The sequence below is a fragment of the Streptococcus cuniculi genome, assembly GCF_001921845.1.
GTDB lineage: Bacteria > Bacillota > Bacilli > Lactobacillales > Streptococcaceae > Streptococcus > Streptococcus cuniculi.
Window position 1 is genome coordinate 1 of sequence record NZ_MSJM01000011.1, and the last position, 16,600, is coordinate 16,600.

The 16,600-nt window shown below is 44.2% G+C and carries 16 protein-coding genes; 2 read left to right on the forward strand and 14 right to left on the reverse strand.

The genetic code is table 11. The features are described 5' to 3' along the window. Positions 1 to 166: 166 nt before the first annotated feature. The 3 genes from hpf to BU202_RS09710 form a co-directional block, all read right to left on the reverse strand. On the reverse strand, positions 167 to 709 hold the full coding sequence (gene hpf / locus BU202_RS09700) for a ribosome hibernation-promoting factor, HPF/YfiA family (protein WP_075105565.1): 543 nt from the start codon (positions 707 to 709) through the stop codon (positions 167 to 169). Between the two features lie 76 nt (positions 710 to 785). Beyond that, a complete protein-coding gene (locus tag BU202_RS09705; RefSeq protein WP_075105566.1) occupies positions 786 to 1,451 on the reverse strand; it encodes a ComF family protein in 666 nt (221 codons plus the stop codon). Then, positions 1,417 to 2,727: an ATP-dependent helicase ComFA gene (locus BU202_RS09710; protein WP_075105567.1), complete on the reverse strand. Its 1,311-nt coding sequence runs from the start codon at positions 2,725 to 2,727 to the stop codon at positions 1,417 to 1,419. The genes BU202_RS09705 and BU202_RS09710 overlap by 35 nt, the downstream gene beginning before the upstream one ends. 66 nt (positions 2,728 to 2,793) lie before the next feature. On the opposite strand from BU202_RS09710, the gene BU202_RS09715 reads away from it, so the two are divergent. After that, positions 2,794 to 3,426 (forward strand): YigZ family protein, encoded by a 633-nt coding sequence (locus BU202_RS09715; RefSeq protein WP_075105568.1) that lies wholly within the window; start codon positions 2,794 to 2,796, stop codon positions 3,424 to 3,426. A gap of 88 nt (positions 3,427 to 3,514) precedes the next feature. Further along, a complete protein-coding gene (gene cysK / locus BU202_RS09720) occupies positions 3,515 to 4,435 on the forward strand; it encodes a cysteine synthase A (protein ID WP_075105569.1) in 921 nt (306 codons plus the stop codon). A gap of 41 nt (positions 4,436 to 4,476) precedes the next feature. On the opposite strand, the gene BU202_RS09725 is transcribed toward cysK, so the two are convergent. The 11 genes from BU202_RS09725 to rpoZ form a co-directional block, all read right to left on the reverse strand. After that, complete coding sequence (locus tag BU202_RS09725) at positions 4,477 to 4,839, reverse strand: S1 RNA-binding domain-containing protein (protein ID WP_075105570.1); 363 nt, start codon at positions 4,837 to 4,839, stop codon at positions 4,477 to 4,479. 1 nt (position 4,840) lies between these two features. Then, complete coding sequence (locus BU202_RS10715) at positions 4,841 to 6,241, reverse strand: bifunctional Cof-type HAD-IIB family hydrolase/peptidylprolyl isomerase (protein WP_075105571.1); 1,401 nt, start codon at positions 6,239 to 6,241, stop codon at positions 4,841 to 4,843. A 28-nt stretch (positions 6,242 to 6,269) separates the two neighbouring features. Continuing rightward, entirely contained in the window at positions 6,270 to 6,914 is a 645-nt protein-coding gene (locus tag BU202_RS09735; protein ID WP_075105572.1) for a response regulator transcription factor, read from the reverse strand. Beyond that, positions 6,883 to 7,899 (reverse strand): envelope stress sensor histidine kinase LiaS, encoded by a 1,017-nt coding sequence (locus BU202_RS09740; RefSeq protein ID WP_075105595.1) that lies wholly within the window; start codon positions 7,897 to 7,899, stop codon positions 6,883 to 6,885. The genes BU202_RS09735 and BU202_RS09740 overlap by 32 nt, the downstream gene beginning before the upstream one ends. Continuing rightward, on the reverse strand, positions 7,899 to 8,594 hold the full coding sequence (gene liaF / locus BU202_RS09745; protein ID WP_075105573.1) for a cell wall-active antibiotics response protein LiaF: 696 nt from the start codon (positions 8,592 to 8,594) through the stop codon (positions 7,899 to 7,901). Before liaF ends, BU202_RS09740 begins: the two co-directional genes overlap by 1 nt. A gap of 103 nt (positions 8,595 to 8,697) precedes the next feature. Then, on the reverse strand, positions 8,698 to 10,674 hold the full coding sequence (gene pknB, locus BU202_RS09750) for a Stk1 family PASTA domain-containing Ser/Thr kinase (protein WP_075105574.1): 1,977 nt from the start codon (positions 10,672 to 10,674) through the stop codon (positions 8,698 to 8,700). Then, positions 10,671 to 11,411, reverse strand: coding sequence for a Stp1/IreP family PP2C-type Ser/Thr phosphatase (locus BU202_RS09755; RefSeq protein WP_075105596.1), 741 nt, complete (start codon positions 11,409 to 11,411; stop codon positions 10,671 to 10,673). Before BU202_RS09755 ends, pknB begins: the two co-directional genes overlap by 4 nt. Before the next feature lie 18 nt (positions 11,412 to 11,429). Next, positions 11,430 to 12,740 (reverse strand): 16S rRNA (cytosine(967)-C(5))-methyltransferase RsmB, encoded by a 1,311-nt coding sequence (gene rsmB / locus BU202_RS09760; protein WP_075105575.1) that lies wholly within the window; start codon positions 12,738 to 12,740, stop codon positions 11,430 to 11,432. Then, entirely contained in the window at positions 12,730 to 13,665 is a 936-nt protein-coding gene (fmt, locus tag BU202_RS09765; protein WP_075105576.1) for a methionyl-tRNA formyltransferase, read from the reverse strand. Before fmt ends, rsmB begins: the two co-directional genes overlap by 11 nt. A gap of 154 nt (positions 13,666 to 13,819) precedes the next feature. Further along, entirely contained in the window at positions 13,820 to 16,198 is a 2,379-nt protein-coding gene (locus BU202_RS09770) for a primosomal protein N' (RefSeq protein WP_075105577.1), read from the reverse strand. A gap of 78 nt (positions 16,199 to 16,276) precedes the next feature. Beyond that, entirely contained in the window at positions 16,277 to 16,591 is a 315-nt protein-coding gene (rpoZ, locus tag BU202_RS09775) for a DNA-directed RNA polymerase subunit omega (protein WP_075098715.1), read from the reverse strand. Between the last annotated feature and the right edge of the window lie 9 nt (positions 16,592 to 16,600).

Here is a 16,600-nt window from a genome sequence, read left to right on the forward strand (position 1 = left end):
TAACATGTCAACTACTTTTTGAATTTTTTTTGAATTTTTTTCAATTCTCCATGTCTGGCAATACGGAAAAGGCCGAGGTCATCTTACTGCTAATATAATCTACTACAAATCACCCATGCTTGTCAAGAGGAAATAAAAATATCTGCAGAAATCTGCAGATATTTTTTTAAGCTTTGACTTCTAGTAAACCAAGACCACCGTCTTCACGTTTGTAAATGACATTTGTTGTAGAGTCTTTCGCATCTGTATAGATGAAGAAATCGTGTCCTAGCAATTCAAGCTGTAAAATGGCTTCTTCTAAGTCCATTGGTTTCAAATCAACTTGTTTGGTACGAACAACTTTTACTTCTTCTTCAGCTTGTTCGACTAATTCTTCTGTAAACAATTGGCTAGTTGATACTTTTTGACGATTTTTCTTTTCAATTTTTGTTTTATTTCGACGGATTTGGCGTTCAATCTTATCCACTACTAAGTCGATTGAGCCGTACATGTCTTGAGAAATATCTTCTGCACGAAGTGTGATGGATCCTAATGGGATAGTCACTTCTACTTTGGAGCGTTTATCACGGTATACTTTTAGATTTACTTTCGCATTTAACTCTTGGTCTGCGTGGAAGTATTTTTCAATCTTAGCTACTTTTTCTTCGACGTAACTACGAAGAGCGTCTGTTACTTCGATGTTCTCTCCACGAATGCTAAATTTAATCATAGTAAGTACCTCTTTCTAAGCTTTCGCTTTTGTTCACTACTATTATACCATATTAGGATTTTTTTGCAAACGTTTACTAACGAGCAAGTGAAAAACTTGCGACTGTTTTCGCACCGCTTTTCATCAACACTTGCTTGGCTAACTGGACGGTCGAACCTGTTGTGTAGATATCATCTACTAGGATAATGTTTTCGGGAACAGTTATATTTTCTACAATAGAAAAGGGTTGTTTTAGTTCTAGCCGTTCTTGACGAGTCTTATCTGATTGCTTTTTAGTATCTTCTTTTTGAAGAAAGTCCTGAAAGGAAAGTCCTGCGCTATTGAGCAAACCTGTGACTTGGTTAAAGCCACGCTCTGCCATTCTCTTGTCGCTAATAGGAATAGGGACAAGTGTATGGCCTCTCTTATCTTTGAAATAGGTCTGTAATTCAGTTGCAAATACAGTCCGCAGCAGATAATCACCGACAAATTTGTAGCGACTGAAATAGTCTGCCATGTGCTCATTGTAGCGATAAAGGCTTTCATGGGAGACAGTTGCGCCTTGTTTCTCCCAATAGAGACAGTCGGAACAGACGTTTTTTTCGCCTTCTTTAAAGCAAGTCGGGCAATGCATATCTGATATAGGTGAGAACCCCTGCTGGCAATCCAGGCATATCCCTTCCCGCTCTTTCTTTAATAGAAGAATATCTGAAAACAAGACCCGCTTTTTAAGAGTTTGCTGACATAGTAGACACAGTGCCATATCCTGCCTCCTGATTCATCAATCGAATTTCCTGAATGGCCTTTTCAATCGCACGGTTAGTCCCGTTATGAAAGAAGAGCAATTCCCCTGTCGGTCTCTCCATGCTCCTGCCAACTCGTCCAGAAATCTGGATAAGAGACGACGATGTATAGAGATAATGATTAGCCTGCACCACAAAAACATCGACACAGGGAAAGGTAACACCGCGTTCCAAAATCGTTGTTGTCACTAGAATCTGGATTTCCTGCTTGCGAAATTGTTCAACGATTTCCAGACGATTTTCGGTCTGGCTGGACACGAATCCGATACCTTGGTCTGGAAAATAATCTGCTAGCAACTGGGCAAAGGCTTGCCCCATACGAATTTCAGGTAGAAAAATCAGTAGCGGAAAGCCTGTTTGTCGCTGCTCGGCGATTTTTTGGGCTAATTTGGGAACCATCTTGTTCTTCTTGAGATGTTTATCAAAGTGAGCTAGCCAGAGCTTTTGCGGGACAACTAGTGGATTGCCATGGAAACGCCGTGGCAATCGCAGGCGGTGCAGTTCTCCTGCGCGAACCTTTCGATCCAATTCGTCTGTCGAAGTAGCTGTCAAAAACATGGTGACACCATCGTCTTTGACGGCATTGTCTACAGCACGATAGAGCATGGGATTATCTACATAGGGAAAGGCATCAACTTCATCAATCAGGACCAAGTCAAAGGCCTGATAAAACTTGAGCAATTGGTGGGTCGTCGCAATGACCAAGGGTGTGCGAAAATAGGAATCTGCTGTACCGTGTAACAGACTAATTGGACAGGTAAAATCATGCTGTAGGCGCTTATACAACTCGATACAAACATCAATCCGTGGACTGGCTAAACAGACCGCCCCACCTGCATCAATCGTATCTGCCACAACTTGATAGATCATTTCGGTCTTTCCAGCTCCTGTCACGGCATGCACCAAGGTATCTTTTCTAGCTTGAAATTGCTGCCGAAGCGCATCTGAAATCCCTTGTTGCCAAGCGGTCAACTGTCCTTGCCATTTTAAAGAGTTTTGTGGTGGAAAGGGCTGTTGAGGAAAATAGTACAGTTCCTCATCCGTCCTGACACGTCCTAACAATATGCACTCCCTGCAATACCGAGCACCATTTGGTAATTGGTGCCTGTCTTCAAATACGGTGGAGCACCGAAAGCAGGCCTTATCTGCCGTCTGGCTTGGTAGCGTCTGAGCCTGCTGGCGCTCTTCTTCTGTTAATTGATGATGCGTAAATAATCGTCCGTAGTAATCTGTCATACTTATTTATTCGCAATTTTTATCCGAAAACTTGTCATCTGTGCAAAAACTTAGTACAATCATGGTATGAAAGAATATCGAACCCTTACTGCTGACGGAATGGCAGAAGAAGAAATTAAAAAATCGCGTTTTATCTGCCATTTAAAACGGGTGGCTTCAGAAGAAGAAGCCCGTGACTTTATCAATGCGATAAAAAAAGAACATTATCGCGCCACCCATAACTGCTCTGCTTTTATCCTTGGGGAAAACATGGAAATCAAGCGGTCATCAGACGACGGTGAGCCTTCTGGAACTGCTGGCGTGCCCATGCTGACCGTTTTGGAAAACAATCAACTGACCAATGTGGCAGCCGTTGTCACCCGCTATTTTGGTGGGGTTAAACTAGGGGCTGGAGGCTTGATTCGGGCTTATGCTGGAGCAGTCGCCCATGCCGTGTCTGAAATTGGGATTGTTGAGGTCAAGGAACAGCAAGGCATTGCGATTACGATGAACTATTCCCAGTATCAGGAATTTGCTAATTGGCGGACGACGCATGCTTTAGAAGAATACGATACTGAATTTTTAGCGGATATTCGGACCATGATTTTTACGGATAAGAAAGAGACGCAGGACATCATAGACAGTCTGACAGAATTTTACCATGGAAAAATCCAAGTAGAAAAGGCTGATTTCCGTATCGTTGAAATCCCTGTGCATTGATAACACCTATCGTAGTGATAGGTTTTTTATATTTTACAAACGTTGGAGACAGGAGTATACTGATAGCAATAAGAAATGGAGGTGCCGTATGGCGATTTATCAAAATATTACTGAATTAGTTGGACATACTCCCATCGTGAAATTAAATCATCTCGTACCAGAAGGGGCTGCGGAGGTGTATGTGAAGTTGGAAGCCTTCAATCCTGGCTCATCTGTCAAAGACCGGATTGCTTTGGCCATGATTGAGCAGGCTGAAAAAGACGGTATTATCAAACCTGGAGATACCATTGTCGAGCCGACCAGCGGAAATACTGGAATTGGACTCGCTTGGGTTGGAGCTGCAAAAGGCTACAAGGTCATCATTGTTATGCCTGAAACCATGAGTATTGAGCGCCGTAAAATCATTCAAGCCTACGGAGCAGAACTGGTTCTCACTCCTGGTAGCGAGGGAATGAAGGGAGCGATTGCCAAGGCGCACGATATTGCAGCAGAACGAAATGGTTGGGTACCTCTTCAATTTGCAAATCCTGCTAATCCAAAAGTCCACGAGGACACGACTGGTCAAGAAATTCTAGAAGCCTTTGGTGCAACAGGACTCGATGCCTTTGTTTCTGGAATTGGGACCGGTGGAACGATTACAGGTGTCTCTCATACTCTCAAACAAGCAAATCCCGCTATCAGCATTTACGCTGTCGAAGCTGACGAGTCAGCAGTCTTGTCTGGGGAAGCACCTGGACCTCACAAAATCCAAGGAATTTCAGCAGGATTCATTCCTGATACTTTGGATACCAAGGCTTATGACCACATTATCCGCGTCAAATCAGATGATGCGCTTGCAACTGGTCGTGCGGTCGGTGGACAAGAAGGGTTCCTTGTCGGAATTTCTTCGGGGGCTGCGATTTACGCTGCGATTGAAGTTGCAAAAGAACTAGGAGCTGGTAAAAAAGTATTAGCAATCCTTGCTGATAACGGTGAGCGTTACCTATCTACTGCCCTTTATGAGGGATAAGTGAAGCATACAAAAGGAATTGGAGCATGCTCCAATTCCTTTTACTTTTCTTGCTTTTCTAAATACTTTTTGGCTTCTTTAATCCAATGCGGTAGACTCTTAGCTAGAGGTTCAAAACCGATTTTGTAGCGGTCACTTGTAAAGCGGTGAGGACGCGGGACCTTCTGCTTTTCTTCTTCTAGCGTTCGTAGAGATAGGCTAGCTTTCTGACTGTATTCATCGAAATCCACCACTTGAACGAGAAGTTCCTGTCCAATCTTTAGTTGGTCTCGGATATTATCAACATAACCTGTTTTGATTTCTGAAATATGAATCAATCCAGTTGTTCCATTATCTAGTTCTATGAAGGCTCCGTAAGGCTGAATGCCGGTCACTGTCCCGCGTAGTTTCTCTCCAATTTTCATCTTAATCCTCAATCTCGATTGTTTCAATGATGACATCTTCGACTGGTTTATCCATGGCACCTGTTTCGACAGCAGCAATAGTATCTAAAACAGCGTAGGATGCTTCATCTCGCAATTGACCAAATACGGTGTGGCGTTGGTCTAAATGCGGTGTTCCACCTTGTTCTGCATAGATTTCTGCAATCGGTGCTGGCCAACCACCTCGTTCTAATTCCTTTTTAGCATACGGTAGGTTAGTATTTTGAACGATGAAAAATTGACTACCGTTGGTATTTGGTCCTGCATTAGCCATCGAAAGCGCTCCGCGGATATTAAAGACTTCCATTGAGAATTCGTCTTCAAACGCCGCTCCATAAATGGACTCACCACCCATACCTGTTCCGGTCGGATCACCACCTTGAATCATGAAATCCTTGATGATACGGTGGAAAATCACACCATCATAGTAGCCGTCTTTAGCAAGCGCCACAAAGTTTGCGACTGTTTTTGGTGCAATATCAGGGAATAATTGCAAGCGCAAGTCACCATGATTGGTCTTAATCGTCGCACGTGGTCCCTTGACATTTTCTAAATCTAACTGTGGGAAATATTTTTCTTTTTCTACCAAACCAAACTCCTCCAAGGCATGTAAAATGCCATCTTCTTCTACTGTTTTTGTGATGTAATCTGCTTTTGCGGCTAAATCAGGATGAGACACGCCCATGGCAACACTAATTCCTGCATAATCAAAGGCTTCTAAGTCATTTAATCCATCGCCAAAGACCATGACATTTTCTGGTTTTAAACCAAGGTGCTCAACAACTGCGGCAATCCCTGCTGCCTTCGATGCGTCTTGCAGGATAATATCCGATGAGATTGCTTCCCAACGGACGCTACGCATGTCTTCTTGCAAGTCTGCCGGAAGTTCGACCTCTCTACCTTCTTGCTCAAAAGTCCAAATCTGATAAATAGAATTTTCTTTATAAAAATCGGGATCTGTTTCCAAATTTTCATAAATAATATCAATGGTCTTGCTGATGCGCTCATCGCGGTGAGACAGGGTTGCCTTATGGCCTCCCATTAAGCCGTAATCAATTCCTTCGGCCTTGGTCCACTCGATACAACGTTCTACCAGCTCTGTCGGAATCGCTTTTTGACGGATAATATTTCCTTTTGCATCCTCAACAAAACTGCCGTTAATCATGGCAAAATAGTCCGGCTTCAAGGCCTGCAATTCTGGTACTACACCGTAAATAGCACGCCCAGAAGCAATCCCAGTTAAAATCCCTTTTTCTTTCAAGGATTTAAAGACATGAGTCAGGGATGCTGGGACATAGCCCGTATCCTTAACACGCAAGGTATCATCAATATCAAAAAAGATAATTTTTATTTTCTTAGCTTTGTATTTTAATTTTACGTCCATAAATCTCCTTTTACCGCTTCCTATTATATCATGATTCTGGGTCTTGCGCTACCAGTCCATGCTGAAAGGCATACACAACTGCTTGCGTCCGATCACTCACAGCTAATTTGGACAAGATGTTAGAGACATGGGTTTTCACCGTTTTCAATGAAATAAAGGATTCGTCGGCAATCCGTTGATTGTCGTATCCCTTAGCAAGCAGGGTCAAAATTTCCTTTTCACGCGCTGTCAAATCCTCGTGCAAAGCAGGGTGGCGTTTTTGATGTTCCATTTTCTTTTCAACTTCCGTTTCAATGGCAAGCTCTCCTTGATAGACCTTGCGAATGGCTCGGACAATTTCTTCTGCACTCGATGTTTTTAGCATGTAGCCTTTGGCACCTGCTTTTAAGACAGGATAAATCTTTTCATTGTCAAGATAGGAGGTCAAAATCAAGACTGCTGCTTCTTTCCATTCTTTGAGAATCTCTAAGGTCGCATCCACTCCAGACAACTGGGGCATTACCAAATCCATGACGATAATGTCTGGATGTAATTCCAGAGCTTTTTCCACTCCTTCTTGACCATCGCTGGCTTCTGCGATGACCTCAATATCTGCTTGTAAATTTAAAAAACTTTTTAATCCTAGGCGGACCATCTCATGATCATCCACCAGTAAGACTCGAATCTTGCTCATGTTCTTTTCCTTTCAATAGTGGTACGCGAATGTCGATTGCCACTCCCTTATCCGGTGCGGTGCGAATTTTCACGGTTCCGGCCATATCTTCAACCCGTTCCTGAATGTTTTGCAGGCCGTAGCTGACTTCTTGTTCATCATTTTTGACAAAGCCGACTCCATCATCGGTCATTTTTAACTGGATTTCATATTCTGATTGTACAAGATAGACATCCAGATGGCGCGCTTTTGAGTGGCGTAGGGTATTGCTGATAATTTCTTGGCCAATTCGGAAAAAATGCTCCTCAATCGCGGTTGGTAATTCCTCCACCTCATGATGAAAATGCACTTCAATATTGCTCTTATCGCTGACCTCGCGCAAAATCACCTCAAATCCTTCGACCAAATCCTTACCATCTAACTCACTAGGACGCAGGTGTAAGAGCAAAATCCGCAAATCCCGCTGGGCCGTTTCAATTGTATCTTTGACAATACCCAATTGTTGCTGCAAGGTATCTGCCTGAATCGTGTCCAAACTGCTCGATAGTCCTGATAAAATCATACTGCTAGCAAATAATTCCTGACTGACCGTATCATGTAAGTCACGGGCAATCCGCCTGCGTTCACTTTCGACAATCTCTTCTTTTTTAACCAAGTCATGATTGTCAACCAACTGCACCTGACGGGTCAAGCCCCGTACCTTTTCAGATAATTGGAGCAAGAGCTGGTCATCTTCTGACGAGCTGCGGATATTCTTGTTTTGAATAATGGCACGGATTTTCTGCCGCATCCCTTGGGTAGCAACAATCGCAACGGATTGAACCAAAACGACCAAGAAAAAGGTCAGAATGACAATCAAGAGAAAGACGGTAAACATAAATTGTTCTGTCGTCCATAAGGACACGTTAAAGAAAGAGTGGTGGAGCAGAGGAAAGACTGATGCCAACACCACCAAGACAATCAAGGTGGCATACCAGGCGAGAAGAAGAATGGTTCCTTTCTTAATCATACGCGAACCACCTCCACATCACCAAAAATACAATTGACAACCACTTTTACCCGCTTATGGGAATCCTTATAGTAGGGGCTTGCAATTGAGAAACTCTCGTTGCGCAAATCCCAGTAAGATAAGCCCAAGAAATAGACCCTGCCGTATAAGCTAGATGCTGATAGCGAAACTTCGACATCAATGGGAATGATAATCTTGGTTTTACCGAAGGTCTTACGGACCACGACAATATTGTCACGACCGACCAAAATCGTCTCATCAAGATCAACGACGTCATTACCAAAGAGACGGACAATATTGATATCCTCAAAACCGTAAGAGTCCTGCGAATGGTCTTGATTGCCAAACCACTTGGTCTTTTGCTTATGTGCTTCAAGCGCCGTATCCTCAAAATGTAGATGCGTGTACTGATTGCGCTTCTCATAGCGGGAGAAGAAGTTGATCATCATGTAGATTAAGAGGAAGATGACTCCGATGATAAAGTAGGGATTCAAGACAAAGACCAGAAAGATTAAAAAAATCGCACTGGAGAGAAAGACACTCGTAATCTTTCTACCTGTCACATACCAAATTCCAAGGAGTAACAAGGCAAATAGTAAGATGGTCCGAGCCGTCTCACTTGCCAGGACATCAAAACAAGCCAAGGTAAAAATAATACTTTCTACTAGTAAAAAAAACTGGACTTTTCTCATCGCGTGATTCCTTTCCTTACTATTGTACCAAAATTCTCCAGAATTACCTCCTTCTAGGGTAGGGAAAAAACAGCCCAGTGGGCTGTTTTTTTTTATTCCCTATTTAATGATCTGAGCTACTAGTAGTTGTTGAACTACTTCCAGAAGCACTTGAATCGGCATGACTGCTTGTCGATGACGATGTAGTAGCTGGCACAGATACGTAAAGCGTCACGCTATCGCCAATAGTGGTACCAGCAGAAGGATATTGTCCTACTACTAACTCGCCCGAAGCAGTATAATTGACATCTTCAACCTTTTCAACAGTGACATTGACTCCTAAGTTCTGGAGTTGTCTTCGCGCATCTGCATAACTGACTTTTAATATACCAAAGTCTGGCATCACTGGTGCTGGACCTTTTGAGACGACAAGATTAACGGTTGAATCTTTGGCAAGAGTTTCTCCCACACCTGGTTCGGTGCGAATCACAATGCCTTTCTGGTGTGAATCATATTCTTCGGTTGTTGTCCCAACCTTCAAGCCTGCTGCTTTTAGTTCCTGCGTAGCTGCCTCGAGACTTTTCCCAACGACATCCGGAACTTGATGTTGCTCAACTCCCTTGGATACAGTTACTGTAATCGTACTACCTTTTGCTTTTGAAGAATTGGCTTTGGGATCTGTCGAGATGACCTTTTTGGCTTCCACACTATCGCTGTAGCTCTGCTCTTCTTTGACAACGAATCCTGCCGCCTCTAGCTCAGTTCTTGCCTCTTCAATATCTTTTCCGACAACATCTGGAACGCTCACCGCATCCGTCGTTGCTACGACGATATCAACCGTACTACCTTCCCTTTTTGAGGTACCCGCTGCTGGATTGCTTCGGATGACTTTCCCTTCTTCCACTTCTGAAGAAGGCTCCTCTATCACCTTACCAACTTTCAAACCTGCAGTTTCAATCATCTCCTGTGCGACTTCTACTGTCTGTCCGCTAACATCTGGAACCTTGATGGTAGCAGGGGTATTCAAAAGCAGAGCAGCAACTGCAGCAATAATCAGCAAAATTGCTCCAATCAATACTTTATAGCGTGTCCGCATTTTTCGCTTATTCTTTAAAGGCGGTGCTATTGGACGTTCTGAAGGTTTAGAAGAAGCATCTCTCTTAGGAGATTTAGCAGAAGGCGGTTGTTGCTCGGTCGCAATTGTCGATAACTTTGGTAGGGTTTTGGTATCTACTTTTCCGTCTTCTAAGACAACCTTCTTTTCATTCAGGCGATTATTGGACAAGGAAGAAGCAATATCCGCATACATCTCAGCCACCGTCTTATAGCGATCTGTGAGCTTTTTAGCTGTTGCTTTTAAGACGACATTTTCAAGTGCCTGGGGTACGCTAGGATTCTCTTCTCGTACAGAAGGTAGCGCTTTTTGGAAATGCTGAAGCGCAATCGTTACAGCACTATCTCCATCATAGGGAATTCGACCTGTCAGCATTTCAAACAGGATGATTCCCATAGCATAAATGTCACTTTGAACTGTTGCTTTTGAGCCACGCGCCTGTTCAGGTGATAAATAATGGACAGAGCCTAACATCGAGTTGGTCTGGGTTAAACTGGTTTCTGCAAAGGCTACTGCAATCCCGAAATCCGTTACCTTGGCTGCCCCTTCTTTGGTTAGCAAGACATTCTGCGGTTTCAAATCACGGTGTACGATGCCACGGGTATGGGCCATTCTCATCGCTAAAAGGATTTGTCCCATGATTCGTACCGCTTCGTCATTGGACAAAGGGGCATTTTCTTTAATATAGCGTTTTAAATCGAGGCCATCGACATATTCCATCGCCAAATACTGTTGTCCGTCTTCTTCGCCAATGTCTGAAATACGCACAATATTCGGATGGTCCAAATCTGCCATGGCCCTAGCTTCGCGCTGAAAACGTTGCACGGCTATCTGATCGGTTTGATAGTTGGTTCGAAGAACCTTAACAGCAACTTCTTCGCCGTCTAAAATCAAATCTTTTGCCAGATAGACATCCGCCATTCCGCCACGTCCGATTTGACGGACGATTCGGTAACGATCAGCAAAGATTTTCCCAATCTGAATCATTGCCTAGCCTCCTCAGTCATGTGGATGAGGGCTACAGTAATGTTATCTGTACCACCGGCATTATTGGCAAAGCGAATGAGACTTTCTGTCTTACTGTTTAAGGATACCTCACTGAGGATAATGTCACGAATATCTTCGTTAGAAACCATATTAGTCAAACCATCACTGTTGATTAGAATGTAATCGTCTGGCTCTAACGTTTTTAAAGCAATGTCTGCTTCAACAGGATTTTGTTGTCCGATAGACTGGGTAATGAAATTTTTCTGTGGATGGTGCTGCGCTTCTTCCTCTGTCAATTGTCCCGCACGCACCAAGGCGCCTACCAGTGAATGGTCATTGGTCAACTGGCTGTATTCCCCGTTGCGCACCAGACCAATTCGCGAGTCTCCGATATGGGCATAAATCATTTGGTGGTCAATGATGACAACAGCTTCTAAGGTTGTCCCCATCCCACGGTATTCTTCTGTCTGTCCCAACTTATGAATCTTTTGATTTTCTTCTTCAAGGACAGTAGAGAACCATTCACGAACATCATTCAAGGTGTGAATTTGTGTATCTACCCATGAAATCCCCAAATCTGTAGCTGCCATCTCACTCGCAATATGCCCTGCACGATGACCACCCATACCGTCTGCCAATACAATCAAATCAATGCCTGCTCGGTTTGTATAACGATTGACATAATCTTGGTTATTGGTACGTTTCTGACCTACGTCTGTTAATAATGAAATTTCCATCTGGTCCATTTCCTCCTCTTACGATATTCGCTGAAATTGGCTGATAAAGAATCCATCACTCCCATACAATTCAGGGGTGATGAGAATACAACCGTCTTGCAGAATATCTTTTCTTTTATGTTCTAATCTTACTTGTTTAAAGTTGGGGTGTTTGGCTAGGAAAGCCTCAACCACTTGATGATTCTCTTCTGCCACAATGGTGCAGGTGCTATAGGTTATTATACCACCTTTTCTCAGACTTTGACAAACATTGTTCAATATCTCGAGTTGAATTTGTTGCAGGGCCTTAAAATCCGCTATTTCCTTATTGTACTTAATATCTGGCTTACGCCGTAAGAGACCAATTCCCGAACAAGGGGCGTCTACTAGAATCTTGTCAAAGGCATCTGCTCCAAACTCCTGATAGACTTCTCTGGCATCTAGCTTTTTGGTAATGACTTTATCTGCCACACCGAGGCGCGCAGCATTTTCCTCAATCAAGGCTAATTTATGATCGTACAGGTCAAGAGCCGTGACAGTTCCTGTCGTCAAGTAGCTTGCGATGTGAGCTGTCTTTCCACCCGGCGCTGCACAGGCGTCCAGTACGGCTTCGTCTCCTTGAAGAGCAAGTGTCGGCGCCACTAGCTGACTGCTTTCATCCTGAATGGTCAGCCGACCTTCTTTAAAGCTCTCGGTTCCTGCAAAATGACCACTCGCCTTGACCAAACCGACCTCTGACAAGAGAGAAGGTTCTGCTCCTGTTTCCTCTTTTATGATTTCCACATCCTGAGGATTGGTTACACGGACACTGGCCTTGTTGCGAAGCAGCAAACTCTCAAAAATCTTGATTGCCCGCTCCTCACCGTATTCATCCATTAACTTTTTCACCAACCATACTGGAAGAGAATACTGAACAGACAAGCGTTTATTTTTGCGTTTTATACTTTCAATAGCTGGCAGTTCATTATCCGCTAGTTTTCTTAAAATCGCATTAACAAATTTATCTGTTCCACGGCTTTTCTTTGCCAATTCCACCGCTTCGTTGACAATGGCATGATTGGGAATTTTATCCAGATAGAGAATCTGATAAAGGCTCACCATGAGCAGATAATAGACCCAGGAATCTAATTTATCCCGGTCTTCAATCACATGCGCCAGATACCACTCGAGCGTGATTTTCCGCATGACCGTACCATAGACCAACTCGGTCACAAGCCCCTTGTCTTTTTCTGACAAGGAAGAAGTTTTCAGAGCCTGATTAAGGGCAAGATTGGCGTAAGCCCCCTCATCAAAGACCTGACCTAAAATGGCCAAGGCAAGACCTCGCGCTGTTTCTTTTTTATTCACCAAAGCGATCTCCTACTGCTAACTTACGACCAAATCCGTTTAAAAAGTCTGCAATCCCCATTTTCGGCTTGCCTGCTGGCTGAACGGTTTTCAGAGCGACGGCTCCCTCACCTGTTGCAATGAGCAATTCTTTCTTGCTAAGCGCAATAATTTCCCCCGGTTGACCCGAACCCTCAGCGAGACTTGCTTCATAAATCTTAAATCGCTCACCGTTTAGAAGAGTATGAGCTACTGGCCACGGATACATGCCACGAATGTGGTTAAAGACCTGCCGATTGGTCTTAGCCCAATCGAGACGTTCTTCTTCTGGGCTGATATTGGGGGAGAAGGTCACTTGACTCGGGTCTTGTGCTTCTGGCTTCAAGTCTCCGGCTATATAAGCAGGGAGATTTTCCAACAGTAAATCACGACCAACGACAGCTAATTTCTCAAACAAGGTGCCGACGTTGTCTTCATCGGTAATGGCAATCGCAGCTTTTGCAATCATATCGCCCGCATCCATTTCCTTGACCATTTCCATGAGGGTCACACCAGCTTCAGCATCTCCATTGATGAGAGCGTAGTGAATCGGTGCACCACCGCGGTATTTCGGTAGAAGTGACGCATGGACATTGACCGCAAAAGACACGCCGTTTAATAGCTTGGTTGGTAGAAATTGGCCGAAGGCTGCCGTGACGATTCCGTCTGCACCAAGCGTCATCAATTCTTCTAATTCACTGCTGCCAGATAGCTTTTCCGGCTGATAAATCGGCAATTCATGCGCCAACGCTACTTCTTTGACCGGTGTCATTCGGATTTCTTTTTTTCTACCAACTGCACGGTCTGGCTGGGTAACGACTGCCAAAATGTCATAGTTTCCGTCGCTCAATAAACCCTTGAGGACTGTTGCTGAAAAATCAGGCGTTCCCATAAAAATTACTTTTGTCATCCGCATACTCCTTCTCTTTTATCTCTTTCTCAAATACTATAATCTAGTCTATTATACCATTTTCTGACTTATTTCTCTGTCTTGAAACCCTCAAATACCCGATAAGGCGCAACTTCCCTCAATTGCTAAGATTGAAAAAGAGCCAATAATGGCTCTACATCATATTTTGCGGTTCATGGTCAATTACGACACGTAGGTCTTGGTTGTCCCTTTCCTGAGTCCAATCGAGCACACGGTTCAGGACCTGACCCAAATGCGGTTCCTTGCGGTATTTGACAATTATCTGGTAATGATATAGGTTATGGGTCCGTGCAATGGGTTTCGGAGTAGGACCAAGCAGTTGAATCTGATTGCTCAAATTTTCTCTCAAGAGCTTCATCACCTCAAATGCTTTTTTCACAACGAATTCTTCCGACCGATGCGACAGGGTCAAGCCAACCGTGTAATAGTAGGGCGGATAGCCCCAGGCTCTGCGCATGCCCATTTCATACTGGTAAAAACCTTCATAGTCCTGCTCCTTGGCAAAGGAAATAGCGTAGTGCTTCGGATTATAAGTCTGAATCACGACCTCTCCTGCCTTATGAGCCCGACCCGCTCGCCCCGCCACCTGCGTGAGGAGCTGGAAGGTCCGCTCTGCCGAACGAAAATCAGGCAAATTCAAGGCCGTATCCGCATTTAAGACGCCAACCAAGGTCACATTTGGAAAATCCAGTCCCTTGGCAATCATCTGTGTCCCAAGAAGGATATCTGCTTCACCCCGACCAAAGGCGGTCAATATTTTCTCATGGCTACCTTTTTTACGGGTCGTATCCACATCCATACGTAAGATGCGGGCTTCGGGTAATAGTTCCATTAGTTCATCATAAGCCTTTTGAGTGCCTGTCCCATAGTAACGAATCGCCTTGCTGTGACAATTCGGACAAAAGCGTGGAATATCCTTTTGAAAACCACAATAGTGGCAATTCATCGTCTTAGTATCCATGTGGAGAGTCAACGAAATGTCGCAATTCGGACACTCATCTACTGCACCACAATCCCGACACATGACAAAGGAGGAATAACCACGCCGATTGAGCATCAAGACTACCTGCTCATTTTTAGCTAGCTTTTCCTTGATTTTCGCAAGCAAAACAGGGGTAATCGTACTGGCTTCCTGCTGGCCGATGTAATCCCTGAAATCAACGACCTCAACAGAGGGAATCTGGGCTTGAGGATTGGCACGCTGGGTCAGCGTTAAAAAGCCATAAAGCCCCTTACTAGCCCGTGCCCGACTTTCTAAGCTAGGCGTGGCAGAGCCCAGTACCAAGACGGCCTGATTGTAATCAGCCCGTAACTTCGCGACATCGCGCGCATGGTAGCGTGGATTAGAATCCTGTTTGTAGGTCGCCTCGTGTTCCTCATCGATGATAATGGCTCCGATATTGGTTAGAGGTGCAAAAATCGCAGAACGAGCCCCCACAACTACCTGAGCATCCCCACGCTCAATTTTACGCCATTCATCGTACTTTTCACCGTCAGATAAGCCCGAATGTAGAATCGCTACTTTCTGACCAAAACGAGCGATAAAGCGATTGGTCATCTGCGGGGTCAAAGAAATTTCAGGGACTAGCATAATAGCTGTCTTTCCCTGCTTTACAACATGATCAATAACTTGCAGATAAACCTCGGTCTTTCCGCTCCCAGTCACTCCTTCTAGGAGATAAGCCCTACTTGCCTGCCCTACTTCTGACACCATTTCTCTGACAGCCCTTGCCTGCTCCGCGTTTAGCTGCAAAGCTGCAGCCGCCTGAACCCCATCAAAATAAGCCTGCGTCCGACTGACTTCTTCTTCCCAGATTTTAATAGCACCCTGTTCTTCAAAATAGCGAATGTTTTCTAGTGAAAAATCCTCGCGCAAGTCCGCTAGAGGAGCAGGACCGTCTTGCTGCGACAAGATTTCTTTTAGGGCCTGCCGTTTTTTAGCACGATTGCTTATCTCAACATGGCGCAACTTGTCCTGATGCACCCGATACCATTTCTCGGTTTTAATCTGCTTTTTATCCTTGGCCAGATAGTCCACTCCAATTTTTCCAGCCTGGGCAAGACGCATAACACGGGCCTGCTGCTGAATATCCAAATCCGAGAAATGCACACTCTCTTGACCACGAAAAATGTCTTTGCTATCTGCATCTGATAAGCCCACCCCTTGAGAAAGCACCTTGTCATAGGAGGAATTGAGCAAGTTGGGCAACATGGCTTTTAAGAGGGAAATCTTATAGGAAAAGACCGTTTTTCGCAACTCGTCCGCCAGCCATAATTGTTCCGCATTTAAAACCGGTGAAAAATCCAGCACCTCAACAATGTCTTTCGTCTCCGTATCCGTTTTTTCTGAAAAACCGACCACAATTCCTTGGATGAGGCGATTGCCATTTCCAAAGGGAACATGGACCCGCATACCTGCTTCTAACATGTTTTCAAATTCTTTCGGAATATGATAGGTATAGGCTTGGTCCGTCTGCATCAAGGGGACATCGACGATAATCTCTGCAAACATTCTGGCTCCTTTCTCGTTTTGTTCAACGACTTCAAAATGAAAATAAACCCAGTTGGAATGCCAACTGAGCTTTGCCTCTTAGATTTTGTCGCCGTCTTCTTTTTCTTTGGCAATTTGTGCTTTAATTTTGCGCTCTTCTTCTTCCTGACGAAGACGTTCTTCTTCTGCACGGCGACGAACTGCTTCTCGTTTTGCTTCTGGATCTGGGTGGATGACTACATTGCCAGATTCGATTTCTTCCAAGGCACGCAAGGTGGACTTAACAGAAGTAAATTCTTGAGTTGCCTTTGCTCCTGCTTCTAATTCATGCGCACGTTTCGCTTCTAAAATAACCAATGAATACTTAGATGGCACCTTGTCCAACAATGTATCAATAGACGGTTTTAACATCATATCTCTTTA